Genomic DNA, 23,858 nt, shown 5'->3' with positions numbered 1-23,858 from the left:
CCGATGACCACGTCCGGGGCTGGGCCGCGCGGCCGTATCGAGTCCGCCACGGCGGCGTCGATTGCCGAGGCTGTCGCGCTGCTGCGCGCAGGTGACATCGTCGGCATGCCGACGGAAACCGTCTATGGCCTGGCGGCCGATGCGCTCGACGTGCAGGCCGTCGGCAGGATCTTCGCCGCCAAGGGACGCCCCGCCGATCATCCGCTGATCGTGCATCTGCCCTCGGCCGATCACCTGCCGCAATGGGCTGCCGCGATCCCCAAGGACGCGCTCGCGCTCGCGCGTGCCTTCTGGCCCGGCCCGCTGACCTTGATCCTCAAGCGTTCGCCGGACGTGCCCGATGAGGTCACTGGTGGTCAGGGCACGGTCGGCCTGCGTGTACCCTCGCACCCTGTGGCGCTTGCGCTGCTGCGTGCTTTCGACGGCGGTTTGGCTGCGCCCAGCGCCAACCGTTTCGGCCGCATCAGTCCGACCACCGCGGCACATGTGCGCGAAGAGCTGGGCGAACGTGTGGCCATGATCCTAGACGGTGGCGCCTGCGAGGTCGGCATCGAATCCACCATTCTGGACTTCTCGCGCGATGTGCCGGAGATCCTGCGCCCAGGGGCGATCGGCCCCGAGGATATCGCGCGCGTCATCGGCCGCCGGCCGCGGGTGCGGGGTGAGGCCCTACCGGAGGCCGATGAGACGGCTGCCGGGCATGAACGTGCAGGTGCTGTAGCTGTCGTGGGCAATGACGTGGTTGCGCCTGCCTCAGCCGATGCCGCCAAGCCCGCCCCGCGAGTCTCTGGCGCGCTCGCCGCCCACTACGCTCCGCGCACCCCGCTGCGCCTGGTCGAACCCGCGCTGCTCGCCGACGAAGCCGCCGCACTCGCCGGCGAGGGTAGTCGCGTCGCCGTGCTCGCCCACTCCACGCTCGACCCGCGCGATGCCCGCCTGACCTGGCGCAGCCTGCCGGTCGAACCTGCCGCCTACGCCCAGGGCCTGTACGCCAGCCTGCGCGCGCTCGACGCCGTCGGCGCCGATTTCATCCTGATCGAGGCGCTGCCCGGCGGTCCCGGGTGGCGCGCTGTCGCCGACCGCCTTGGCCGCGCGGCAGTTGGCTCTGGCGGCGCCGAGACGTAGGCGCGAGCCCGCTCCGCAGGTCGCGGCGGAAAGGTCGTGGAGCCCCCATGGGAAGCAGGGATGGGGCTTCCATTTCGATCGTCCGCTCTCTATAATGCCGGCTCTTCTAGGGCCGATAGCTCAGCTGGGAGAGCGCTGCGTTCGCAATGCAGAGGTCGGGAGTTCGATCCTCCTTCGGTCCACCAAAATTCAGCGCCCAACTGTTCTCAGTTGGGCGTTTTCATTGTGCGCCCAGCATGGGCGCACTCCTGCGGGTGCAAGTCCCGCCGTGAGTTGATCACAGCGAACGAAGTGAAGCGCAACTGCGTGAGGGCGACCGAGCGTGGGAAGGAAGCGTGGAGCATAAGCTGCGAGCCGATGAACAAGAACCGGATAGAAGGCGCTGCCGAGCAGGGCGAGCGGGCAGTGAACCGCGAAGCTCTCGTGATCAAGGCGAAGTGGCGTAAATTCGGCGGTTGTGCAGCGAAGGAGTGCGTTCTTACCTGGGGAGATCTCGCCTAGTGCCTGAAAGGGCGACGGTGTTGAGCTGGAGCGAGAAGTCAGCAGAGGCCGTAGTAGTTGGGGCTGGGCCGGCGAGACCGAACCCCCCGATGAAGGGCCGAACGAGTAGGAGGGCCGAAGGCCGTGTCGCTCGGAGGTGCAGTGCATCAGAAGCCTGGGAAGCTGGGGCGCAACGCGGGAGGGCGAGGTGAAGCCGAGCCCAAGGCGGTGCGTGATGAAGCACGGACGGCGCGTCATGCAACTGGAAGCCCGGGGCGAGAGGACCTGCTTGCGCAGGCGCTCGCGAGCGCGAACATGGAGGCGGCGTGGAAACGCGTCAAATCCAATCGCGGCAGTGCTGGGGTGGATGGGTTGTCGATTGCCGGGACGGCGGACTACCTGAGAACGCACTGGCCTCGGATTCGGGAGTCCTTGCTGGATGGCAGCTACCGGCCCCTGCCGGTGCGCCGCGTCCAGATTCCGAAGCCCGACGGCGGGGTGCGCGAACTGGGGATTCCGACGGTGACGGATCGGCTGATCCAGCAAGCCCTGCTGCAAGTCTTGCAGCGCAGAATTGATCCGACGTTCTCCGACCATAGTTATGGCTTCCGACCGGGACGCCGTGCGCATGACGCGGTGCTCGATGCACAGCGGTTTGTGCAGGACGGTTACCGGGTGGTGGTCGATGTGGATCTGGAGAAGTTCTTCGACCGGGTCAATCACGACATTCTGATGGAACGGCTGGCGAGGCGAATTGACGATAAGGCCGTGTTACGGCTGATCCGTCGTTACCTTGTGGCCGGTATCATGGATGGCGGTGTGGTCATGGCGCGCTACGAGGGGACGCCGCAAGGTGGTCCGCTGTCGCCGCTGCTGGCCAATGTGCTACTCGACGAGGTGGATCGGGAACTGGAGCGACGGGGCCACCGCTTTGTTCGTTACGCGGACGACTGCAACGTATATGTGCGCAGCCGCCGGGCGGGTGAAAGGGTGCTGGCGGGCCTGACCAAGCTCTACGAACGACTCCATCTGAAGGTCAACGAGGTCAAGACGGCAGTGGCATCGGCGACCGGTCGCAAGTTCCTGGGCTACGAGTTGTGGCGCAGCGCAGGTGACCGGATCAAGTGTGCGGTGGCCCGAAAGGCCTTGGACACCTTCAAACAACGCATCCGACAAATGACACGTCGCTCGGGTGGGCGTAGCCTACCGGAGATTGCCGAACGACTGCGGACTTACATGCCGGGCTGGAAGGCGTACTTCCAGCTTGCGCAGACGCCCAAGGTGTTCCGTGAGCTTGACGAGTGGCTGCGTCACCGGCTGCGTGCGGTGCAGCTCAAGCACTGGCGTCGGGGAACGACGATGTACCGCGAGTTGAAAGCGATGGGTGCCTCGGAGGCGGATGCCCGTAAGGTGGCCGCGAACAGTCGGTGCTGGTGGCGTAACAGCCGTATGCGACTGAACCGGGTCATGCCTATCGCCTACTTCGACCGGCTCGGCGTACCCCGGCTCTCATAACCTCAACTGCTCGAACCGCCCGGTGCGGACCCGCATGCCGGGTGGTGTGGGAGGGGTCGGTCAGGTAAGCTGACCGCCCCTATCCCGATTGTGCTGCCCGCATGACCGAGCTACCTAGCAGCCTGTCGGACTTGAAGCCGGCGGACGGCGTACCGGCAGGCGGGTTTTCATGATGTGAAAAATAATCGGCATTTCAGAGCCGAAAGCGCCTTTTTCGCGTGAAATCGCCATGCTCCTGTCGTTTCTTCTCACTGCAGACGCAATACGGCCATGCGCTTGAAGTTCCACGCGAGGCAGACCAGCGTCCATTCGTTGCGCACGTTGCCAACACCGCGCAGCAGGAACTGACGGAAACCCATCACGGACTTGATGATGCCGAACACCGGCTCGACGGTCTGTTTGCGCAGCGCGTAGGCGGCGCGACCGGTCTGGGTCTTGAGGGCGTGCTTCATCTGCTCGACGTGGGAGGTGGGCGTCTCGAGCGGTGCGGGCTCCTCGAAGCGGCTGCGCCAATCCGGATGATGCGCATCGCGCCCCACTGCGATCAGCGGCTCGACCCCGGCGTCGTGGCAGTGCTGGACGTTGCGTTCGCTGTAAAAGCCGGTGTCGGCCAGCAGCCGCGCGGGTTGATTGAGCCCATCGGGCAGTGCCTGGATGCACTCGAGCATCGGCGCGACCTGCTCCTTGTCGTTACCGGCGGTGGTGATGTGGGGCGCCACCACCAGCATCGATTCGGTATCGACCACAGCTTGCGCGTTGTAGCACTGCTCGAAACCACCGCCCGCCACCTTCATGATGCGCGAGTCTTCATCGGTCAGATTTATCTGATCCTCGGCCTGTGGCCCCGTCTGCGGGGGCTTGGGGGGCTTGCCACCGGGCTTCTTGCCCGTGCTCGCCTGCTTGGCCTTGCGCTTGGCCATCTTCGCCTCGTACTCGGCTTGCTCGCGCTCGAAACGTTCCTTCGCGCGGGCCTCGATCTTGGCTTTGGCCGTCGCGATGGCCGCCAGACGGTCTTCGCGCCGCTTGATCTCCGCCGGCAAATCCACCCCCTCAGGCACATTGCCTTGATCGGCGGCCTCGGCCAGCTTGAGCATCTCCTGCACCTCGGCTTTGAGCTGCGCTTCGATCTTCTGCGCGTGCCCGTAAGACAGCGCACTGTGCCGGGAGGCGTTGGCGTGCAGCTTGGTGCCGTCCAGGCTGACCGTGCCAAAGCGTGAGAGCTGGTTCTCGCGTGCGACCTGCAGCACTTGCACGAAGAGCTCGGCGAACTGTTCGCCGAAGCGGCGCCGGAAACTCGCCAGGGTGTCGTGGTCCGGGTGCTGGTTGCAGGCGATGAACCGAAACGCCAGCGAATCGTATGTCGCCCGCTCGATCCGGCGGCTCGAATGCGTCCCCGTCGCGTAGCCGTAGATCAGCAGCGACAGCAGCATCGCCGGGTGGTAGGCATCGCTCCCACGCCCCGCATACGCCCGCTCCAGCGCCGACAGGTCCAGCGCCTCGACCACGTCGACCACATAGCGCGCCAGGTGCGTTTCGGGCAGCCACTCCTGTACCGAGGGCGGCAGCAGGTAGTCCGTCTGGCGGTCGATCGGGCGGAAGCGGCTCATGCTCTTAGGATCCGGGGGCGATGGGGCATTTTACAGGGGGTAGTCCGACAGGCTGCTAGTATGGGTTCGGTGAGCTAAAGCGTGACGTACGGGGACACGGAGTGCGGCTACATTTTCTTTCCCTCGCGTTTTGAAGTGATTTCAGCGTCCTGACGAACCTGTGGCCTTGATGGTGATTGCAATGATTGCGGTGCTCGCTAAAATGCGCGCATTGCAATCATCAGGAGAGCGCGATGGCGACTAATCTTGTCGTTCGTAACATCGAACCTTCGGTCGCGCAGGCTTTGAAAGAGGCTGCGGCGCGGCACGGTCGAAGCGCTGAGGCGGAGCATCGGGAAATCCTGCGGGCAGCGCTTGCGCGACCTGCGCGGCGGACCTTCAAAGACGTTCTGGCCAGCATGCCGGACGTGGGTGCCGATGAAGACTTCAACCTCAGGCAGGGCTGATGTACCTGCTCGACACCAACATCATCAGCGAGCTGCGAAAAGGTGGGCGTGCCAATCCGGGCGTGACCGCCTTTTTCGCCACCCTGGCCGCGGAGGACATCTATCTGTCGGTCCTGACAATCGGTGAGATTCGCCGGGGCCTAGAGAACATCCGTAACCGCGGTGACCGCGAGCAGGCCGCGCGACTCGAAGCCTGGCTGGATATGGTGGTCGCTGACTATGGAGACCGTATTCTGGGCTTTGACCTCGACTGTGCTCAGCTCTGGGGCCGACTGATTTCACCGAGTCCTCAGCATCCCATCGACAAGCAGATTGCAGCCATCGCCCTCATCTACGACCTAACCGTCGTTACGCGCAACACGGAAGACTTCAAGTCGACCGGGGTGCGGTGCATCAATCCGTTTAGCCCGCCCTTGGTGACCTGAGAGGCGAGCGGCCGCGTTCCACTAGCCTCGGTGCCTAGCCTCAGGAGCGCCGAGAGTCGGGAACCTTGCTCGTCGGCAGACCTTCGGGAGTGGTGTCTCATGCCACCGAGTGCCGAAAACGGCAAAAAGTGCCTGAGGTTCCGCGAGATTCTTTTGGCCACGAATTGCTTTATTTCGTGCTGTTTGGCCAAGAAATGCTTTTCTGGCTGCAGCGGACGGCTGGAAGAGGCGTCCGTACGAACAGGCGTGATTGCCGAAGCGGATACCTGCCGCGAGTCGTCACACCCTGGCTGATCGAGGCGGGTTGGGGGGAGCGGCTCCTCATGTGATCGGCGAGTAGCGGACCTTCACCAACGGCCGCATCGTCGTGGCGGGCGGCAAGGCGCAGCGAGGCGAACAGAAGCGGGCCGACTACCTGCCGTACTTCTGTCGCGATTTTCCGCTTGCCGTGGTCGAGGCAAAGGCCGCAGGGCTGCCCGCGGAGACAGGGGTGCAGCAGGCGCGTGAATACGCGGAGATCCTCGGGCTTAAGTTCGCGTCGTTGCGCCTGTCGCCGATCGGAATCATGATGCTTCGGATCTGCAGCGACTGCCTTCCGAATGCCCTTATCCTGCCCGAGCGATGACCTCCCGCTTCCCCCTTTCTCCTGACGAGATCGAGATCACCGCGATTCGCGCGCAAGGCGCGGGCGGACAGAACGTCAACAAGGTGTCGAACGCCGTGCATTTGCGCTTCGACATCACTGCATCGAGCCTTCCGGAGGACATCCGCGCGCGACTGCTCGCCCTGCACGACCATCGGATCAGCAAGGAAGGCGTGGTGATCATCAAGGCGCAGAAGTTTCGCAGCCTGGAGAAGAACCGCACCGAGGCGCTGCGCCGGCTGGAAGAGTTGATCGAGCGTGTCGCGGCGCCCCCAAAGGCGCGCCGTGCGACCCGGCCGACGCGTGCGTCGGTCACCCGCAGGCTGGAGGGGAAGGCGCAGCGGGCGTTGATCAAGGCCGCGCGCGGAAGGGTGAGCGACTGATCGGCTTGTCCCGTCGAGGCTCAGTCAGTGTCCCGCATCAATCAGCGTCCAGCACGCGTGCGCACTCGCCCATCATCGAGCGCGCCAATTCCAACGCCGGCTTGCTTTTCGGCATCACCGATGCAAACGCGGCGCTTCAGGCTGGCGTGAGAGCCCTGGCCTCCGCGTCGCAGGGGTCGCCCCCGTCAGTCCCTTGCCCCACGGGGGTGAAGTCCTCCCGTTCGGCGATGAAGTTGGGACGTGGCTCCAGTCCGCAGAAGGGGGCGACTGGCGTGTTGTTCACGCTGTTGAACACCATGAACAGGTTGCTGCGCGGCAAGGGGGTGATGTTCGAGCTGGATCCGTGCATCACGTTGCACTCGAAGAAGGTGACCGCGCCCGCTGGGCCGGTCGGCGCGACGATGCCGAAGTCCTCGACCAGCCGACTCAGGCTGGTCTCGTCCGGCACGCCGATGTCCTGCTGCCTGAGCGAGGCCTTGTAGTGGTTCTCGGGCGTGGCGCCCACGCAGCGCACATAGCGATGGTGGGAGCCGGGGATGATCATCAGCGGGCCGTTGTGCGGCGTGTTGGCCGTGAGCGCGATCGAGCAGCTCACCATGCGCATGGCAGGGATGCCATCCTCCACGTGCCAGGTCTCGAAGTCGGAATGCCAGTAGAATTCCTTGCCCCGAAAGCCGCCCTTGTAGTTCACGCGCGACTGGTGGATGTACACCTTGCTGCCGAGCAGCTGCTCGGCGATCGCAACCAGCCTGGGATGGTTGGCCAGGCGTGCGAGCACTGCGCTGCTGCGATGCACGGCGAAGATCGAGCGCAACTCCCGGCTGCCGGGCTCGATCACCGCTTCATCGCGGCCCTTGACCGACTCGTCGGTGCGCAGGCGCGCAAGCTCATTCAGGCAGTCCTGCACCTCGCCGGCATCGAGCAATTGATCGAAGTGCAGATAGCCGTTCTCTTCGTAGAAACGCAGCTCTTCGGCGTTCAGCGGCCCCGCAGTGGCATGCGGGTAGGCCACCGGATCCAGGCGCGGGCCGATCTGCGGCTCGGGGTCGAAGCGCGAGGGGTAGCGGTCATCTGCGCGCGGACGCGTCAGCGCGGGGCGGGCGGCGTTCATGCCGGTCATGCTCATCATGGCCTTGCCCATCCACTCAGTCGGCGAGCGCGTAAGCGCCGGTCTGGTCATGCACCTCGCGCCCGGTCAGCGGCGGATTGAACACGCACACCATGCGCATGTGGCTGCCCTTGTTGGCGCGCAGGACGTGGCGGTCGTGCTGGTTCAGGCAGTACAGGGTGCCGGGGCGGATGGCGTGGGTCACGCCAGTGGCAAGGTCGATGATCTCGCCTTCGCCTTCGATGCAGTACACCGTCTCGAAGTGGTTCCGGTACTCGAACTCATGCTCGGTGCCGGGCTTGATGATGGTGTCGTTGATGGAATAGCCGACACCAGCATCCTTGTAGATCAGGCGACGGCTGTTCCAGCCTTCGGTATCCACGTCAGCGGCTGTGCCGATGACGTCGTCCAGGTGCTTCACGATCATTGGGGTGTCCTCGCATGTAGGGTGCGCCCCGCCTTTTAACGGGGCGCGGGAGGTGAAAGAAGGGGGCAGGGCTGCCGGTAGCCTCAGGCCGCGGCTTCGATCGCCGGCGAGGCGTTGTCGACGCTCAGGGCTTCGCGCAAGCCGGCTTCGATCACATCCAGACCGTGGCGCAGTTCTTCCTCGGCGATGGTCAGGCTTGGGAGCAGCTTGAGCACCTGGTCGTCGATGCCCGCAGTCTCGATGATCAGCCCGCGCTTGAAGCACGCCTGCGAGATGCGCGCCGCCAGTTGGGTGTCATCGAACTCGATGCCCCAGATCAGCCCGCGCCCGCGCACCCGCGCACCGGGAGCATGCTTTGCGACGATGTCGGTCAGGCGCTTCTCGACCAGCCCGGCCTTGCGTGCCACATCCTCTGCGAGCAAGCCGTCCTGCCAGAACCTGAGCGCGGCAGTGGCGGTGACGAAGGCCGGGTTGTGTCCGCGGAAGGTGCCGTTGTGCTCGCCCGGCGCCCATTGGTCGAGTTCGGGCTTGATCAGCACCAGCGCCAGCGGCAGGCCATAGCCCGACAAGGACTTGGACAGCGTGACGATGTCAGGCACGATCCCTGCCTCCTCGAAGCTGAAGAAGGCTCCGGTGCGGCCGCAGCCGACCTGGATGTCGTCGACGATGAGCAGAACGCCATGTTCTTCGGTGATGCGGCGCAGACGCTGAAGCCACTCGACGCTGGCGACGTTCACGCCACCCTCGGCCTGCACGGTCTCAACGATGACCGCGGCAGGCTTGTCCATCCCGCTGCCCTCGTCCTTGAGCAGCGCCTCGAAGTAGTCGAGCGTGTCCGTGCCTTCGCCAAGATAGCCATCGAACGGAACGGAGGCGGTGTGGCCGAGCGGCACGCCGGCACCGGCGCGCTTGAACCCGTTTCCGGTCACCGCCAGCGCGCCCAGCGTCATGCCGTGGAAGGCATTGGTGAAGCCGACCACCTGCTCGCGTCCGGTCACCTTGCGCGCCAGCTTGAGCGCAGCTTCGACCGCATTGGTGCCGGTCGGTCCGGGAAACTGGAACTTGTAGCGCAGGCCCCGCGGTTGCAGGATGACGTCGTTGAAGCGGGCGATGAAGGCTTGCTTCGCCTCGGTGTACATGTCCAGCGAGTGCGTAATGCCGTCGCGCATCAGGTAGGCCAGCAGGGCCTGCTTGATCTTGTCGGGGTTGTGACCGTAGTTCAGCACGCCCGCGCCGCAGAAGAAGTCGAGATAGCGGCGGCCCTCGGCGTCTATCATCCACGCGCCCTTGGCGCTGGTGAACATCGCGGGAAAGCTGCGGCAGTAGCCGCGGACTTCGGATTCGTACTGTTCGAATGTGTTCATCATGAGATAACTCCTCTGGTCGAAATGGGCGGGTCTGCGCTCGATATAGGACGAGCGATATCCGGGCGCTCGCGCCTGCGAGTGCCCTGTACGGCACGAAGCCGGTCAGACCGGAATGGGGTTCTCGAGCTGGGACTGAACGCCGCGGGCGGGCGTATGGCGCGCAATCGGACCCACGCGCAGCATCGGCTCGGCGGGGTGGCCTGATGGAAACAGGTCGGCGGTGAAGTGGGGGGTCACCTGGCAGCCGGTGTCATGTTCGCGCGCCAGTCGTTGGAACAGGGCACGCGAGGCCTTGTTGTCGTCCGCTACCGTGGCTGTCACCCAGCAGCAGCGGGCGTTGGCCGGCAGGCTCAACCATTGCTGCAGCAGCTGCAGGCCGAGGCCCTGGCCGCGCTGCTCGGGCAGCACCCCCACCTGCCAGACGAAGGCGGTGTCGGCCTCGCGCGGCGGATGAAAGCCGATGACGGCGCCGACGATGCGGCCGTTCTGCTCGGCCACAAGGCAGGTGTCGCCGAAGTCGGCGGCGAACAGAACGTAGAAATAGACCGAATTCGGCTCCAGCGTGCCGGTGGACTGGACGAATTGCCAGAGAGCGGTGCCATCGCTCGGGCGCGTGCTACGGAAACGGATGCGGGATTGGGGGGCGGAGCGGATGGGCGAAGGCGTGTCGGTACGGTTCATGTCGTGGGTTGTTCTGGTGGCATGCCGCACCCACAGCGGGGTGAAGTGCGACATGTCAGACCACGTCAGCGCCTTGGGGCGGGCACCGCGGTCGGTCGGCCCAAGTGAGGGCCCTCAAAAAACTCAAGCGACGCATTGGCCGTTGAACGATCGCCCGCTGCACGGCATGAATGGCCGATCAATCGGCCCCTTGAGCAGCGGGAGGGATTTAGTGCATTTGCGCAAATCCTTTTTTACCTTACCTGAGCATCCCGTTCACATCAAGCCTGCGATGTCGGGCGAATGCAGTCGTTGGACCAGAGCATGGAATCGGTGGCCGTCGGCTTCGAATATCGGCCTGTCCGTGGCAAGTGATGCCCGCAAGCTCCGTCCGAGCCTGTCGCGCTTGTCCCCAGCCGATGGGGACAGGGTTGTGGGAGGAGTTGTGGATAACCCGGCTGAGCCCTTGAAACTCGGCCTGATTCGAGCGCTGCCCAATTTTTGAGCGACACCCGAGATCGAGGCCCGTCGAGGTCGGCGGTGTCGTGCCTGCGGCTGATTCCGAGCGTGATCAACCGCCGTTTCGCCACGGCAGGGGCGGTGCAACGAGTCGCGGTGCCTGGCCGTCGCCGATCATTCCGAATCGGACGGCTCCTTGTTCCCACTCGGTCTGTGCCTGCGCGATGTCTTCCTTGCTGAAGCCCACAAAATTCCACCACATCAGCACTGGTTCCTCGAACGGCTCGCCCCCCAGGAACAGCACCCGAGCGCCTGCGGGTAGCGCAAGCTGAAGTTCGCTGCGTCCCTTGCCGAGGTAGGCGAGTTCGTCGGCGCTGATGGTTTCGCCGTCGACCATTGCGTCGCCCACGAGGGGCATCAGGCCGTACTCGAAACCGGGGTCCAGTTGGAGCGTGATGCTGCTGGTGCTGTCGCAGGCGATGTCGATGCCGACCAGCGGGGAGTGGATGCGCGCCGGTGCGGTTCGCTCACCGTAGCGGCCGGCGAGTAGGGTCAGTTCTGCGCTGTCTTCGCGCCAGTGCGGCAGTTCGGCGTAGTGATCGAAGGCGGGCGGGCAATCCTTATGCTCCGGCGGCAGGGCGATCCACAGTTGTGCCGCGTGCAGCCGCTCGCCGTCGTGCAGCGAATCCTCGGTGTGGGCGATGCCATGTCCAGCGGTCATCAGATTGACCTGGCCAGGGCGGATGATCTGCTCGTTGCCCAGGCTGTCGCGGTGCAGGACCTCGCCCTCGATGAGCCAGGTGAAGGTCTGCAGGCCGATGTGCGGGTGCGCGCCGACGTGCATGCCCTTGCCGGGCTCGAACCGCACGGGGCCGGCGTGGTCGAGGAAGCACCACGCGCCAACCATGCGCTGCTGGCGATTGGGGAGCGCACGGCGCACGAGCATGCCATCGCCGAGGTCGGCGCTGCGCGGTTGGATGCGGACGATCGGATTCATGGTCGGTGTCCTTGATGGTGAGCCTGCCGAGCGCTGGCGAAAATTCTAACCGCTGAAGTGATGCCGGCGCTTGGCTGATGCGCGAGTCGATGCAATGTGCTGTCTTGGCGGGTTGCGCTGGACAGCTCCGGCAGTGCTTACTCTGCCTATAATCCGGCCCGGTCGCCAAGGTGCGCATGCCCTCATGCGCCACGGCCTGAAAAGGTGCTGAGCATGGAAGCGGTGGCAGTGATTGATTTCGAGACCACGGGGTTGTCGCCCGCACAGGGTGACCGCGCAACGGAGGTCGCAGCGGTCATCGTGGAGGATGGGCGTGTGGTCGATCGCTACCAGAGCCTGATGAACGCGGGAGTCCGGATTCCGGCCTACATCGAGGCGCTGACCGGCATCACGAACGCGATGATCCGCAGCGCGCCGGCGGCGGGCGAGGTCATGCGCGAGGTGTCCGATTTCGTCGGCAACATGCCGATCGTCGCCCACAACGCCTCGTTCGACGCCAAGTTCTGGGATGCGGAGCTGGCGCGCATCGAGCGCAGCAGGGGGCAGGACTTCGTATGCTCGCTACTGCTGTCGCGGCGCCTTCTGCCCGCTGCGCCCAGCCATAAGTTGGGCGTGCTGGTCGAGTACGCCAATTTGCCGGTTGCGGGGCGTTACCACCGTGCGCTGGCCGATGCCGAGATGGCGGCGAGCCTGCTGCTTAGGCTGGAGGATGAACTGCGGCTTCGCCATCAGGTGCCAAGGGTGTCGGTCGATCTGCTGCGGCAGATCCAGCGCACGTCGAAGGCGCAACTGCCTAGATGCCTGGCGGCTGCACGCGGCAAGGCCAGCGGCTGACGGGCGGTGCTGGCGCTGGCTGGAGAGCGGGCGGCTCGAGCAGGCTGCCATGACCTAGCGGTCGGCGCATGCGCGCGCGGCTGCGGCCAAGAGCCCTCGCGACTGCTCGGCCCGCCTCCCCAGGCGATGCAAACCTTGATACGATGCAGCCATGCTCCGCAGCAATCTCGTTTCCCGCGTTCGTTATTACGGCTACCGCTTACCACGGCGGTAGCGGCGCGCGCGCCCAGTCCGCCCGAGGCGGACTGGTTGAGCTGATTGGCGGTCTCCCTCGGGCTATTTGCCCCGTCCTCATCAGGAGACCCCATGCATCACGATACTTTCGACGTCTTCCACCTTCTGGAAGAGCGCGGTTTCATCCATCAATGCACCGACGCCGACGGCCTGCGTAGAACGCTGGCCAGTGGGGCGCGCAGCATCTATCTCGGGTTCGACGGTACCGCAGACAGCCTGCACGTCGGCCATCTGCAGGGCCTGATGCTGATGCGCTGGATGCAGCGCGCAGGGCATCGGCCAATACTGTTGATGGGCGGTGCCACGACTCGTATCGGCGATCCGAGCTTCAGGGACACGAGCCGGCCGATGCTCGACGCGGCGACCATTGCGGCCAATTTTCGCGGTATCAGCACGGCCTTCACCCGGTACTTGCGGATGGACGACAGCGCCGACGGCGCGCTCGTGGTCGACAACACGGAATGGCTCGATGGGCTCGGCTACCTGGATTTTCTTGGCCGAGTGGGGCGGCATTTCAGCGTGAATCGGCTGTTGAGCTTCGACGCGGTGCGTACTCGCCTGGCGCATTCGCTGAGCTTCCAGGAGTTCGGCTATACCTTGCTGCAGGCGTTCGACTTCACTCAGTTGGCTGAACGCTACGGCTGCACGATCCAGGTCGGTGGCGCCGACCAGTGGGCGAACATCATCAACGGTGTAGAGCTCTCACGGCGGCAAGGCGGAGGCGAACTGTTCGGGCTGACGATGCCGTTGCTGGTGACTGCGGACGGACGCAAGATGGGCAAGTCCGCCGCGGGTGCGGTGTGGCTCAACGCTGACCGGCTGGCACCGTTCGAGTTCTGGCAGTTCTGGCGCAATGTGGATGACCGCGATGTTGGCCGCTTCCTCGCGCTGTTCACCGAGCTCCCCATGACCGAGGTTCGACGCCTGGGGGGGCTGCAGGGTGCAGAACTGAATGAGGCGAAAGTCCTTCTCGCCACGGAGGCGACGCGGCTTGCGCACGGCGATGGTGCTGCCGAGCGCGCCGCAAGGACCGCTGCGGGGCTTTTTGGTGGCGGTAAAAGCGACGACGGGCTCGCTACCCTGGTCGTCGATCCGGTCCGCGTCAGCGCTGGGCTCACCCTTGCCGAGCTTGCGGTGGAGGGTGGGCTGACGCCGTCCCGCAGTGCTGCCCGGAGACTGGCGGTTGGAGGCGGTTTGCGCCTGGACGGCATCCAGGTCATGAATGCGGACCTGCCTTTGCCCTTGACCGCAGGTGAGTGGCGCCTGGCCGCCGGACGCAAGCAGCACCTGCGTATCGTCGTGTCTGCCTAGCAGACGGGGTCGAGCCTGTCCTTGGTTGTTGCGTGCGGCGCTGAGGACGGGCTTGAGCTGTCGCAAGTTGCTGACGCGGTGGTCGGTGCATGATGCGGGAACAACGAGGTTTGCGAATGAGGTCGTCTATGAAACGCGTGGCAGTCATCGTGCTTGGCATTTGGGTTTGCCTGTCGGCGGGCGTTGCCCGGGCAGAGACCCCGCCGGAGCCCGCGGCAAGGACAAGCGAGCAGGTGCCCGTTCAACAGAATGGGCAAGAGGCCAAGGATGGCGCGGGTGCGATGCAGGCTAGCCCGGACAATCGGGCCTCCTTGTTGTCGATCGTGCTCGTTGCCGGGGTGATGATCGTGGTGGGAAGAGCGGCCATCGCCTTCGCCAAGAACAAGATGGACGCGGAGTTGCTGGCTGCCAAGGCACAGGCCGATCTCGACCAGGCGGACCGGGACGCGCAGGCAAAGGGGTGACTGGCGCTGTGCCTGGATGCACGAGTGATACCCGGCCCGGCGCGCCTATAATGCGCCCCCTGTCATGAATACAGTGATGCCGCCATGCGCCACAACCTGAAGGTTCCGTTCGCAGAGAAGGACGAGGCGAAGAAGCTGGGCGCGCGCTGGGATGCTGCGCGCAAGCTCTGGTACCTTGGCGACGGCGTCGATGTGGCGCCGTTCTCGCGCTGGCAGCCGACGCCCCACGACGCATCGTCTCCGCCACCGTCGCCTGTGCCGCGCCGTGATCCGGCTTCATCTCGGACGCAGGAGGGCAAGGTGCAGGTAGGCAGCCGCTATGTTGCGCTGCCGCGGGTGTGTGACTGCCTGCCTTGGGACGACTGCGAGAAGTGCCGCTTGCAGACGTGGCCCGAACCCCAGCGCGGGCGTTGAGCGGGACAAGGCTGTTGCGTCGCCGAGTACGCGTGCAGCGGCGATAGACGCTTGCGCGGGGTGGATCAATGGCTACCGCCGCGGTTCGCCGCTGACCCTGCGAACCGGCTTGATCCGCAGCGCGGACAGGACGCCGGCGAGGACGAGGCCGATGCCGGTCAGCGTCAGGGCGTCCGGCCACTGCTCCTTCCAGATGAATGCATAGGTCAGTGCCGCGAGCATCTCGAAGACGATGAGTTGCCCCACCACTGCGGTCGGCATGCGCTGGCTGGCTTCGTTCCAGCACAGGGTGCCGAGCCAGGATGCGAACAGGCCGATGCTCACCATCAGGCCAATGAACACTTCCGGACGTGGGCCGAAGGGCATGGGCATGGGGTTGCCATCGATGATGAGCCAGGTCCAGAAGCCGATGTATCCGGTCAAGGCCAGCGGCAGGGTGACGAGGCCCTGCGCCGTTGCCCAAGCGCGCGGGTTGCGATCCGGATGCGCACGTAGCCAGTCGGCGTTACGCAGCGGGTACCAGGTCCAGCAGGCGACGGCGCCGATGGCAAGCGCGGCGCCGCTCAGGTAGCGCGTGTTGCCGTCGCTGCCTTGCGCGGTGAGCGCGGACATTTCCACTTGATTCACACAAGCCAGGCCTAGGGCGATGAGGATGAGCGCTGGCGCAAGCCGCGGCCAGGGCAGCATGCCGTCGCGCTCGCGGTTGCGCCAGTTGGCGCTGATGGCGATGACCACCGGCAGGGTGCCGATGATCATGGTGGGCAGGGGGGCGCCTGCACGCTGGATGGCACTTGCAAGAAACAGGTAATAGAGCAGGTTGCCGATGAGTGCGAGCTTGAGCGCCTCGATCCAGTCGCTGCGGTGGAGACGGCCCAGTTCGCCGCGGTCGAGCCAGGCCAGGGGCAGGGCGATCAGCCCGAAGGCGAGGTAGCGCCCGAACGACTGCAGGGCCGCCGGATAGTCGGGCAACAGCAGTGGGCCGACGAACACCAGACCCCAAAGCATGCCCGCCGCAAGCGCGAATCCGATACCCACCCACATGAAACGTGCTCCCGATGACGATGCGGGAGTTTCATCGCCCGCCCTGATGCGTGTCTTGTACCATCTTGCGCCTGCCGGGGGCTCAGGACCGGACCTGGCGCTGGTAACGTGCGGGGGTGACACCGTAGCGGCGCGCGAAGGCGCGTGTCAGGTGGGCCTGATCGGCGAGGCCGACGTCAGCCGCCACCTCGGCAGGTGCTTTGCCGGCAGCCAGGCCTTGCTTGGCCTCGAACAGGCGGAGTGCCATCAACATCTGCTGCGGGGTGACATGGTGCTGATCCCGGAAGCAGCGCAGGAAATGAAAAGGGCTGAGTCCGGCGACGCTTGCGAGCGCCTCGAGCGTTATGCGCTCGCCCAGATGCGCGCGCATGTAGTCGATGACGCGGTTGAAGCAGTGGGCTTTTTCGGCGCGCGCCGGCGCAGGTGAGCGGGCATGGGGCTGCAGCTCGCGTACGAGCAGCAGCAGCAGGCTGTCGATGGCGAGCGGGTCGGCCTCCCGCCACAGTGCATGAAGCAGTGCGGTGAGGCGACGCGCGCGTACAGGGTCGTCGTCCACGACGGCACTCGAGAACCACCACTGCGTGTCGCCGCTTGCTCGCGTTAGAAGGTCCGGATCGATGTAGATCATGCTGTAGGCCCAACCCTGCTCGGTCTCGGCGCGGCCCGTGTGCAGTGCGTCGGGGTTCATCAGCACAATGGAGCCGGGAGCCGCGAGGTGATCCGAGCCGGCGAGACGAAAGCGCTCGACCCCATGCTCGATGACGCCGAAGCCATACGCCTCATGGGTATGGGCGTCGAAGTGGTGGCGAACGATATGGGCGCGATACAGCTCGATGCCCGCTCTGCCCGGTGGACGGCGGAACTCGGCCTTGTCGGTGATGTGTTCGAAGTGTTCGGGGACGCCTTGCATGGGAGTCGTCAGGGCCGGGAGGCACGGGCCTGAAGTCTAGCCGCATGCCCCGTGTTTGCGGGGGGGGGTGGATGGTGGCGCGGTGGGCCGCGGCTGACTGCTGCGGGGTCCGATGCGATTGGGCGCGGTAACCCACTGCCCGAGAACGGGGTGCGCCGAGTATGATGGCGACCCCGTCTTCCGAAGAGCTTTCCAATGTCGATCGACCTGACCGAGCACTCCCTGCAAGAGTTGGAGGCCATGCTTGTCGAGGTCTGCAATGAGATCTCGGTTCGCGAGGAGCGTGCCCGGTGCGATGAAGCCGTCGTGGAGGTCGTGCCTGAGCCTGTCGTGCCGCCCGAGCCGACCCAGGGGGCCGAGGCGCTTGCTTCACCCGCACAGCCAGCCAGCGTCGCCGAAGAGGTGACGATTCGCTATGTGCATCCGGCCAGTCGTTCCCTGTGCTGGTCCGGCGAGGGCGCGGCGCCGGAGTGGGTAACGGCCTATCTCGCGCATGGCGGATCCTGGAGTGCGATGGAGAACGCGGCCGAGCAGCTGCTGCGCAGCCGGCTGAGACGAAAGTTCTGAACTAATGGTGCTGAGGTAGAGGAGCTGGGGCAGGGGCGCTGAGGCGACCCGGCGGGTACGCGCTCAACTCCCCGTGATTTCTTTTTCGGTGGGCGCCGGCGCTACCACGACGCGATTGCGACCTGCCTGCTTGGCTTGGTACATGGCGCCGTCGGCGCGATCGAGCGCGACCTCGAATGCTTCTCCCGGCAAGAGCGGGGTCACGCCGGCGCTGAAAGTGATGACGACCTTCTGGTGGTCGGCCATGAAGAACTCCCGCGTCAGTTCGCGCTGCAGGCGCACGAGCGCCTGATAGGCCTCATCGTCCGAGGTTTCCGGGAGCAGGATGACGAACTCCTCGCCGCCGAAGCGCGCGAGCACGTCCTGCGGGCGCAGGTGCTGTCTGACGATGCGCGACAGGTGGACGAGGGCGTCGTCGCCTACCTTGTGGCCGAGGCTGTCATTGAGCTTCTTGAAGTGATCGATGTCGAGCAGGGCCACGGCTAGTCGCGTGCCACGGCGCACTGCCCGTGCGGCCTCCTTCTGGAACATCTCGTCCAGGCCTCGGCGGTTGAGGGCACCGGTGAGCTGGTCGTGGCGCATGAGCCGGCTCGACTCATCGAGTTCGGCCTGCAGGGCGGTGATACGCGCCTGTGCGGCGCTGGCCTCCTCGCGTGCGGCGAGCAGTTCGCTGCGTGATCGGCGCGCCTCGTCCTGCATGCTGCGGGTTTCCTGCATGACCTCGTCGAGCAAGGGGCCGATCTCCGCGATACTGCCAGCTTGGGCGATGCGTTGGGCGCAGGTGCCGATGCGGTCGTGGTAGGTGCCTGTGCTCTCGGAGAAGCGCGCCAGCTGGTCGACGAAGCCCGCCAGCATGTCGCGCAGGTGGCGTTGGCTGGCAACCAGGTTGCTCTTGAGCTGGCCTTGCTTGGAGATCAGTTCGCGCAGACGCTGTCCTGCGTCGTCTATCTTGCGGGCGTCGGGTTTGCTCTCGGTGATCTCGCGCAGCATCTCGACCTGGCCGCTGAGCCAGGTGTCGTCGAGGACGAGGTCGTCGATGTTGCGAAGGAGCAGGCGGAGCAATTCGAGCAGGCCGCTGCGCACTTCGGCGTCGTCGGCGGCGGTGATCTCGATCTCGTGCGTGAGCTTGCGCAGACGGTCGCGCAGTTGGGTGAGTGCTGGGGTATCGAGCTGTTCGCCGAGTTCTGATGCGATCGATCTCGCCTCGGCGGCCAGATCGGCGTGTTCGGTCAGCAGGGCGGGGATGGCCTGGTGCAGGCTCAGCTCGAGCAACTCGCGTACAGCGTCCAGGTGTCCATGTCTGGACTCGTCGTGGGCCGATACGGGGTCCGCCTGCTCGAGCGGATATGGTGCGTTCGCCGCTGGGATTGATGCGAGGGGGCGAGCCGAGGGGCGCTCCTGGGCAAACGCGTCCTGAGTGCCGTGCATGCTGTCAGCGTCGGAGTCGGTTCCGGCCTGGGTCCAGCCGCGCAGAAGCCCCTGCAGGCGGCTGTAAAGCGTGGCGGCGTCCGAGGCGTTGAGTACCCGGTCCAGGGCCTCGCGCTTGCGTGCAGTCGTCCAGCCGTTCTGGCGCGCTTCCCACTGGCGGACCAGATTTGCGATGACCTCGTTCCAGGCCGGTTGCTCGGACTGCTTCAGGCCGTCCAGGTAGCGCTCCAGGGCCGCGTCTGCCGCCTTGGCGTCATTCTCCGCGAGCGCCTGATCGAGCTGGCGCAGATGTCGCTGGCGTTCTGGCGTATCCCGTGGGAGGCGACGGGCGATCCTGCGCAGATCGGACTCGGGGGGGGCATCCTCCGAGGTGCTGGTGCCTGCGATTTCGTGATAGAGCTTGCGGTAGTTGTCTGGCGTCGGAGCAACGCGCCGCATCGCCAGCTGGCGTAGAGTCTCACGGGCGATTTCGGACGGGTTGCCATTCGTGGTCATGTCGAGGAGGGCCTGAGCTGCGCAAGGATGCAGCCCGATTATAGGCTCGCCCGGATATCACGAGCGAGCTGGTGGTGAGCCTCTTTCGAGCGCGAGCAGGCTTTTGTCTGTTTCCTGTGTTTCGGGGCCTCAGCGTGGGTGGTTCTCGTCTGGAAGGTCGTATCGGTCTGCGATATACGCCGGTCCCTTCATGACGAAGACGATGGTGCACCCAATGGCTAGGGTGAGCATGACCGTCCAGTGCAGCACGACTGCCGCGATCACCCAGATGTCGATCATCTGCAAGGCACGGGCGGTTTCGATGCTGGTGTCACCCCACCACAACAGCCTGGCCAGCAGGGATGCGGCGATACAGCCCATCGTTCCGGCAAGCGTAACCATGGGTAGCCGGCGCAGTATGGCGCGCTCTACGCCGGCAGGGGCAGTCTGCGAGCCGGGCAACCGTTTCCAGCGCTTGAGCGTCATGATGGTGGTCCTCGCGGTGATGGTGGTCCAGCTGTTGCAAATGCGTCGCAGGGGCAGGTCGATGCAGCGGGCGGGCGGACTGCTTCAATCGCGACGCGTTAGAATGCAAGCTTTGCGGTGTGAAGCGGGCCTGACGTCGGCTCACTCCGCTCCGCTTACCTGCACGCGTGTATAGACGCGTGCCGCTTATTCCGAGTTCTCAAGCTGATGACTTCTGCGCAAACACCCCCCGCCACCACGATGCCCGAGACCGGGCTGGACGCCACGCCCGCCCAAGCGAAGCCCGGCATCGAGCCACGTGCGATGATCAAGCGCCTCGAGGCGGAGTGTGCCGCATTTCGTGACTGCAAGCCGCTCGCGCTGCGCATTGACAACGCGATTCTCGAGCGTTTCCCTGAGTTCGAACGCAAGGTGCTGCGTGTCGCGTTGAGGATGCATACGGCCTCGACGCGTTACCTCAAGGCGGTTGAGCGCAGCGCACAGCGCTTCGATCTGGATGGCAACCCGGCGGGCGAGGTCACCGACGAGCAGCGCGCGCACGCTGCGCAATTGCTCAAGGAGCGGTTTGCGGCGGTTGCCAAGCAGCAGCGCGAGAAGCGCGAGGCTGAGGAGGCTGAGCGGCGCAAACAGGAAAAGCTGCAGCAACTGATGAGCAAGTTTGGCCGTTGAGTGTGCCGCCCAGGCCTAGCCTGGGTCGTGGTCGGCAGTGCCAGCTCGTGCGAGCCAGGCCGCCGCAGTCGCCGCAACCGACACGGCGAGCCCGCCGCCGATGTGACCAGTGCCGATCATCAGTCCCGAGATCAAGCCGAGGGCCAAGAGTGCGCGCGTACCAATCGTTGCCATGATCCATGCTCCTCGTTGTTTGTTTTGAGGACTGTATATTTAAACAGTTATTGGCGCAAGCGCCCAACAGCAGCGTTGCGGCTGCGCTTGGGCTATAATCCGCGTCCGTTGCCGGCATAGCTCAGTTGGTAGAGCAGCTGATTTGTAATCAGAAGGTCGTGGGTTCGATTCCTATTGCCGGCACCAAGTCTTTCCTGCAGTCGCGGCTTACACGGTCAGAAGTTTTGCAGTGCAAAAAACTTTGACTTTCCCGCTGCGATTGTTTATAGTTCTGTTTCTCCGACGCGGGGTGGAGCAGTCTGGCAGCTCGTCGGGCTCATAACCCGAAGGTCGCAGGTTCAAATCCTGCCCCCGCAACCAAACAAACGAAAAGGCCCACGTCCGCGTGGGCCTTTTCGTTTGTGTTTCCGATATCAGGGGCCGGCATACAAGCCGGCCAAGCCATTCATGCTGTCCGCTGCCTACATCGGCTTGTTCGTTGCCGCCTTTGGCGCGGCCACACTGTTACCGCTGCAATCCGAGGCGGTGCTCGTCGGCTTGTTGGTCAATGCGGCTCATCCGCCGTGGGCGCTGGTTATCGTTGCCAGTGCTGGCAATGTCCTGGGCTCTGTCGTCAACTGGCTGCTGGGTCGCTACCTCGAGCGCTGGCGTGCGTATCGCTGGTTTCCGGTGCGTTCAGATCAGCTCGAGAAGGCCCAGGCGCGCTACCATCGCTATGGGCGCTGGTCGCTGCTCCTGAGTTGGGTTCCTGTCATCGGGGACCCGCTTACAGTGCTCGCCGGGGTAATGCGAGAGCCGCTGTGGAGCTTCGTTCTCATCGTCGCCGTGGCGAAGGCGGGGCGCTATATCTTTATCGCCGCGCTTACGTTGGGTTTGCGGTGAGCGTTGGCGAGTACGCTTGACGGACGATGTAACACGCAGGAGGTTGGCCAGCGATGGCTGGGTACTTGCGGCAACCAGAACATGTGTCCCGCGCGCTCGGCGAGCGTATCGAGATCGTGCCTTACGATCCCGGCTGGCTGCGCGCGTTCGAGGAGGAGGCTGCGCGGCTGCGGGCCTGCCTGCCACCAGGCATGATTGGGCGTATCGAGCATTTCGGCAGCACCGCGGTGCCGGGGCTGCATGCCAAGCCTATCGTCGATATGCTGGTGGAGGTGCGTTCGATGAGCGACGTTGCGCAGCATATTGCGCCGCTATTGCAGGCGCAGGGTTGCGAGTTCTTCTGGCGGGCGAGCCAGCCGGGTTTGCCCGGCATCGAGTACGCATGGTTCATTCGCCGTGACGCCAGCGGACGGCGCACGCACCACATCCACTTCCTTGAGAGGGGGTCTTCGGAATGGGAGCGCCTGCTGTTTCGCGACTACCTGCGCGCGCATCCCGAGGCTGCGAGGGAGTACGGTGCGCTCAAATGCCGCATCGCTGCCGCCTGCCCGGACGATCGCAGGGCTTACGCGCAAGCCAAGGGTGATTTCATCGCCCGCATCATGCGTGCGGCGAGGGCGGGGCGGGAGGACTGAATCGATACCGGCAGAGGGCGCGCTGTCGTGCCCTCTGCCGGTGTGGTCTTACATCCCCTGGTAGATCGGTCCTTCGCCGCCCTGCGGCACGACCCAGTTGATGTTCTGGGTCGGGTCCTTGATGTCGCAGGTCTTGCAGTGCACACAGTTCTGGGCGTTGATCTGCAGGCGCGGCCCGGCCTCCTCATTGACGATCTCATACACCCCGGCCGGGCAGTAGCGCTGCTCGGGGGCGTCGTACTTGGCCAGGTTGATTGCGATCGGCACCGCGCCGTCCTTCAACTGCAGGTGGCAGGGCTGCTCTTCCTCGTGGTTGGTGTTGGACAGGAACACCGAGGACAGGCGATCGAAGGTGAGCACGCCGTCGGGCTTGGGGTAATTGATCTTCGCGCATTCGGCCGCCGGCTTGAGCTTGTCATGGTCGGCGCTGTTGCGCAGCGTCCACGGCGCCTTGCCGCGGAACACCACCTGGTCGATGCCGAACAGCAGCGAACCCAGGTACAGGCCCTTCTTCATGTAGGGCTTGAAGTTGCGCGTCTTGTGCAACTCGGCGTACAGCCAGGAGTCGCGGAAGGCGGCCGGGTAGGCGGTGAGCGCGTCGCGCTCGCGTTCCTTGGCGAGCGCCTCGAAGGCGGCCTCGGCGGCGAGCATGCCCGACTTGATCGCGGCGTGGCTGCCCTTGATGCGTGCGGCGTTGAGAAAGCCCGCATCGTCGCCGACCAGCGCGCCGCCCGGGAAGATCAGCCGCGGCAGGCTCTGCAGGCCGCCGGCGGCAATGGCGCGCGCGCCGTAGGCCAGGCGCTTGCCGCCTTCGAGATACTTGCGGATCTCGGGGTGCGTCTTGTAGCGCTGCATCTCCTCGAAGGGCGACAGGTGCGGGTTCTCGTAGTTGAGGCCGACCACGTAGCCCACCGCCACCAGGTTGTCCTCGAGGTGATAGACGAAGCCACCGCCGTAGGTGGCGTTGTCCATCGGCCAGCCGGCGGTGTGCACCACCAGGCCCGGGCGATGGTTCTCGGGCCTGACCTCCCACAGCTCCTTGATGCCGATGCCGTAGGTCTGCGGGTCGGCGCCCTCGCGCAGATTGAACTTCGCCTCGAGCTGCTTGCCCAGATGGCCGCGACAGCCTTCGGCAAAGAGCGTGTACTTGGCGTGCAGTTCCATGCCCGGCTGGTGGTGCGGGCCGGGCGTGCCGTCACGGTTGAGGCCCATGTCGCCGGTGGCCACGCCCTTGACCGCGCCCTTGTCGTCGAACAGGATCTCGGCGCCGGCAAAGCCGGGATAGACCTCGACGCCGGCCGCCTCGGCCTGCTCGCCGAGCCACTTCACCACGTTGCCCAGGCGCACGATGTAGTTGCCGTGGTTCACGAAACAGTCGGGCAGCAGGCCGTTGGGGGCCTGGCGGGCACCGGTCTCGGACAGGAACAGCACGCGGTCTTCGGTGACCTCGGTGTTGAGCGGGGCGCCCTGTTCCTTCCAGTCGGGGATCAGCTCGGTGAGCGCCTTGGGGTCCATCACCGCGCCCGACAGGATGTGGGCACCGATCTCGGCGGCCTTCTCGATCAGGCACACCGACAGCTCCTGGCCCTTGGCCGTGGCGAGCTGTTTCAAGCGGATCGCCGCCGCCAGCCCGGCCGGGCCGCCGCCGACGATCAGCACGTCGAATTCCATCGATTCTCTTTCCATCCTGTTC

The 23,858-nt window shown here is 65.1% G+C and carries 27 protein-coding genes and 3 tRNA genes; 18 read left to right on the top strand and 12 right to left on the bottom strand.

Going from position 1 to position 23,858, the window contains the following annotated elements:
- Window positions 1–3 precede the first annotated feature (3 nt).
- The 4 genes from C662_RS07205 (at window position 4) to ltrA (ending at window position 3,120) form a co-directional block, all read left to right on the top strand.
- Entirely contained in the window at window positions 4–1,125 is a 1,122-nt protein-coding gene (locus C662_RS07205; protein WP_002926679.1) for an L-threonylcarbamoyladenylate synthase, read from the top strand.
- A 109-nt stretch (window positions 1,126–1,234) separates the two neighbouring features.
- Window positions 1,235–1,310: transfer RNA gene (locus C662_RS07200), tRNA-Ala, on the top strand.
- Window positions 1,311–1,482: 172 nt separating this feature from the next.
- On the top strand, window positions 1,483–1,626 hold the full coding sequence (locus C662_RS20435) for a hypothetical protein (RefSeq protein WP_198291883.1): 144 nt from the start codon (window positions 1,483–1,485) through the stop codon (window positions 1,624–1,626).
- A gap of 141 nt (window positions 1,627–1,767) precedes the next feature.
- The gene (gene ltrA, locus C662_RS07190; RefSeq protein ID WP_232433232.1) at window positions 1,768–3,120 is read left to right on the top strand and encodes a group II intron reverse transcriptase/maturase; all 1,353 of its coding nucleotides are present in this window, start codon (window positions 1,768–1,770) and stop codon (window positions 3,118–3,120) included.
- A 248-nt stretch (window positions 3,121–3,368) separates the two neighbouring features.
- On the opposite strand, the gene C662_RS07185 is transcribed toward ltrA, so the two are convergent.
- Window positions 3,369–4,727 (bottom strand): IS1182 family transposase, encoded by a 1,359-nt coding sequence (locus C662_RS07185; RefSeq protein WP_002926673.1) that lies wholly within the window; start codon window positions 4,725–4,727, stop codon window positions 3,369–3,371.
- A 233-nt stretch (window positions 4,728–4,960) separates the two neighbouring features.
- Between C662_RS07185 and C662_RS07180 the strand changes: the two genes are divergently transcribed.
- The 4 genes from C662_RS07180 to arfB all read left to right on the top strand — a co-directional run bounded on the left by C662_RS07180 (window position 4,961) and on the right by arfB (window position 6,624).
- Window positions 4,961–5,173, top strand: coding sequence for a FitA-like ribbon-helix-helix domain-containing protein (locus C662_RS07180; RefSeq protein ID WP_002926672.1), 213 nt, complete (start codon window positions 4,961–4,963; stop codon window positions 5,171–5,173).
- On the top strand, window positions 5,173–5,598 hold the full coding sequence (locus C662_RS07175; protein ID WP_002926670.1) for a type II toxin-antitoxin system VapC family toxin: 426 nt from the start codon (window positions 5,173–5,175) through the stop codon (window positions 5,596–5,598). The genes C662_RS07180 and C662_RS07175 overlap by 1 nt, the downstream gene beginning before the upstream one ends.
- 367 nt (window positions 5,599–5,965) lie before the next feature.
- Complete coding sequence (locus tag C662_RS07170) at window positions 5,966–6,223, top strand: hypothetical protein (RefSeq protein WP_002926668.1); 258 nt, start codon at window positions 5,966–5,968, stop codon at window positions 6,221–6,223.
- The gene (gene arfB, locus C662_RS07165) at window positions 6,220–6,624 is read left to right on the top strand and encodes an alternative ribosome rescue aminoacyl-tRNA hydrolase ArfB (protein ID WP_002926664.1); all 405 of its coding nucleotides are present in this window, start codon (window positions 6,220–6,222) and stop codon (window positions 6,622–6,624) included. The genes C662_RS07170 and arfB overlap by 4 nt, the downstream gene beginning before the upstream one ends.
- A 136-nt stretch (window positions 6,625–6,760) precedes the next feature.
- Here the strand turns inward: arfB and thpD are convergent, their stop codons facing one another.
- The 5 genes from thpD to C662_RS07140 form a co-directional block, all read right to left on the bottom strand.
- Window positions 6,761–7,753 (bottom strand): ectoine hydroxylase, encoded by a 993-nt coding sequence (gene thpD, locus C662_RS07160; protein ID WP_232433231.1) that lies wholly within the window; start codon window positions 7,751–7,753, stop codon window positions 6,761–6,763.
- Window positions 7,754–7,769: 16 nt separating this feature from the next.
- A complete protein-coding gene (locus C662_RS07155) occupies window positions 7,770–8,159 on the bottom strand; it encodes an ectoine synthase (protein WP_002926660.1) in 390 nt (129 codons plus the stop codon).
- Between the two features lie 83 nt (window positions 8,160–8,242).
- Entirely contained in the window at window positions 8,243–9,526 is a 1,284-nt protein-coding gene (gene ectB / locus C662_RS07150; protein ID WP_002926658.1) for a diaminobutyrate--2-oxoglutarate transaminase, read from the bottom strand.
- Window positions 9,527–9,628: 102 nt separating this feature from the next.
- The gene (gene ectA, locus C662_RS07145; RefSeq protein ID WP_002926656.1) at window positions 9,629–10,261 is read right to left on the bottom strand and encodes a diaminobutyrate acetyltransferase; all 633 of its coding nucleotides are present in this window, start codon (window positions 10,259–10,261) and stop codon (window positions 9,629–9,631) included.
- A gap of 496 nt (window positions 10,262–10,757) precedes the next feature.
- Window positions 10,758–11,642, bottom strand: coding sequence for a pirin family protein (locus C662_RS07140; protein WP_002926654.1), 885 nt, complete (start codon window positions 11,640–11,642; stop codon window positions 10,758–10,760).
- Window positions 11,643–11,855: 213 nt separating this feature from the next.
- Here C662_RS07140 and C662_RS07135 point away from each other — a divergent pair, with 213 nt between their 5' ends.
- From C662_RS07135 to C662_RS07120, 4 genes are all read left to right on the top strand, one after another.
- Window positions 11,856–12,476, top strand: coding sequence for a 3'-5' exonuclease (locus C662_RS07135; protein ID WP_002926650.1), 621 nt, complete (start codon window positions 11,856–11,858; stop codon window positions 12,474–12,476).
- Between the two features lie 306 nt (window positions 12,477–12,782).
- Window positions 12,783–14,021 (top strand): tyrosine--tRNA ligase, encoded by a 1,239-nt coding sequence (tyrS, locus tag C662_RS07130; protein WP_002926649.1) that lies wholly within the window; start codon window positions 12,783–12,785, stop codon window positions 14,019–14,021.
- Window positions 14,022–14,149: 128 nt separating this feature from the next.
- Window positions 14,150–14,485, top strand: coding sequence for a hypothetical protein (locus C662_RS07125; protein WP_157354471.1), 336 nt, complete (start codon window positions 14,150–14,152; stop codon window positions 14,483–14,485).
- 84 nt (window positions 14,486–14,569) lie between these two features.
- On the top strand, window positions 14,570–14,899 hold the full coding sequence (locus C662_RS07120) for a DUF5710 domain-containing protein (RefSeq protein WP_002926647.1): 330 nt from the start codon (window positions 14,570–14,572) through the stop codon (window positions 14,897–14,899).
- A 72-nt stretch (window positions 14,900–14,971) separates the two neighbouring features.
- On the opposite strand, the gene C662_RS07115 is transcribed toward C662_RS07120, so the two are convergent.
- Window positions 14,972–15,940 (bottom strand): DMT family transporter, encoded by a 969-nt coding sequence (locus C662_RS07115; RefSeq protein WP_002926645.1) that lies wholly within the window; start codon window positions 15,938–15,940, stop codon window positions 14,972–14,974.
- Between the two features lie 82 nt (window positions 15,941–16,022).
- Window positions 16,023–16,850 (bottom strand): AraC family transcriptional regulator, encoded by an 828-nt coding sequence (locus C662_RS07110; RefSeq protein ID WP_002926642.1) that lies wholly within the window; start codon window positions 16,848–16,850, stop codon window positions 16,023–16,025.
- Between the two features lie 195 nt (window positions 16,851–17,045).
- Between C662_RS07110 and C662_RS07105 the strand changes: the two genes are divergently transcribed.
- Complete coding sequence (locus tag C662_RS07105; RefSeq protein WP_002926641.1) at window positions 17,046–17,417, top strand: H-NS family nucleoid-associated regulatory protein; 372 nt, start codon at window positions 17,046–17,048, stop codon at window positions 17,415–17,417.
- Window positions 17,418–17,480: 63 nt separating this feature from the next.
- Here C662_RS07105 and C662_RS07100 read toward each other — a convergent pair whose 3' ends face one another.
- Window positions 17,481–19,340 carry a GGDEF domain-containing protein gene (locus tag C662_RS07100; RefSeq protein ID WP_002926639.1) on the bottom strand — a complete coding sequence of 620 codons (1,860 nt, stop codon included), beginning with the start codon at window positions 19,338–19,340 and terminating at the stop codon, window positions 17,481–17,483.
- A gap of 129 nt (window positions 19,341–19,469) precedes the next feature.
- Complete coding sequence (locus C662_RS07095) at window positions 19,470–19,805, bottom strand: hypothetical protein (protein ID WP_002926637.1); 336 nt, start codon at window positions 19,803–19,805, stop codon at window positions 19,470–19,472.
- Between the two features lie 240 nt (window positions 19,806–20,045).
- Between C662_RS07095 and C662_RS07090 the strand changes: the two genes are divergently transcribed.
- Window positions 20,046–20,474, top strand: a complete 429-nt coding sequence (locus C662_RS07090) for a ProQ/FINO family protein (RefSeq protein WP_002926635.1) — start codon at window positions 20,046–20,048, stop codon at window positions 20,472–20,474.
- 15 nt (window positions 20,475–20,489) lie between these two features.
- On the opposite strand, the gene C662_RS20430 is transcribed toward C662_RS07090, so the two are convergent.
- On the bottom strand, window positions 20,490–20,648 hold the full coding sequence (locus tag C662_RS20430) for a hypothetical protein (RefSeq protein WP_198291742.1): 159 nt from the start codon (window positions 20,646–20,648) through the stop codon (window positions 20,490–20,492).
- A 110-nt stretch (window positions 20,649–20,758) separates the two neighbouring features.
- Here C662_RS20430 and C662_RS07085 point away from each other — a divergent pair.
- The 4 genes from C662_RS07085 to C662_RS07070 all read left to right on the top strand — a co-directional run bounded on the left by C662_RS07085 (window position 20,759) and on the right by C662_RS07070 (window position 22,165).
- A tRNA-Thr gene (locus C662_RS07085) sits at window positions 20,759–20,834 on the top strand.
- 97 nt (window positions 20,835–20,931) lie between these two features.
- Window positions 20,932–21,008, top strand: a tRNA-Met gene (locus tag C662_RS07080).
- 87 nt (window positions 21,009–21,095) lie between these two features.
- Window positions 21,096–21,530 carry a YqaA family protein gene (locus C662_RS07075; RefSeq protein WP_002926633.1) on the top strand — a complete coding sequence of 145 codons (435 nt, stop codon included), beginning with the start codon at window positions 21,096–21,098 and terminating at the stop codon, window positions 21,528–21,530.
- A gap of 83 nt (window positions 21,531–21,613) precedes the next feature.
- A complete protein-coding gene (locus C662_RS07070) occupies window positions 21,614–22,165 on the top strand; it encodes a GrpB family protein (RefSeq protein ID WP_232433230.1) in 552 nt (183 codons plus the stop codon).
- Window positions 22,166–22,213: 48 nt separating this feature from the next.
- On the opposite strand, the gene C662_RS07065 is transcribed toward C662_RS07070, so the two are convergent.
- Complete coding sequence (locus tag C662_RS07065; RefSeq protein WP_002926629.1) at window positions 22,214–23,851, bottom strand: electron transfer flavoprotein-ubiquinone oxidoreductase; 1,638 nt, start codon at window positions 23,849–23,851, stop codon at window positions 22,214–22,216.
- Window positions 23,852–23,858 lie beyond the last annotated feature (7 nt).

Origin of the sequence: Thauera sp. 28 (assembly GCF_000310145.2) — a bacterium.
Taxonomy (GTDB): Bacteria; Pseudomonadota; Gammaproteobacteria; order Burkholderiales; family Rhodocyclaceae; genus Thauera; species Thauera mechernichensis.
Note: the sequence above shows the minus strand (reverse complement) of the source record. Positions and strands in the feature narration are given on the sequence as shown.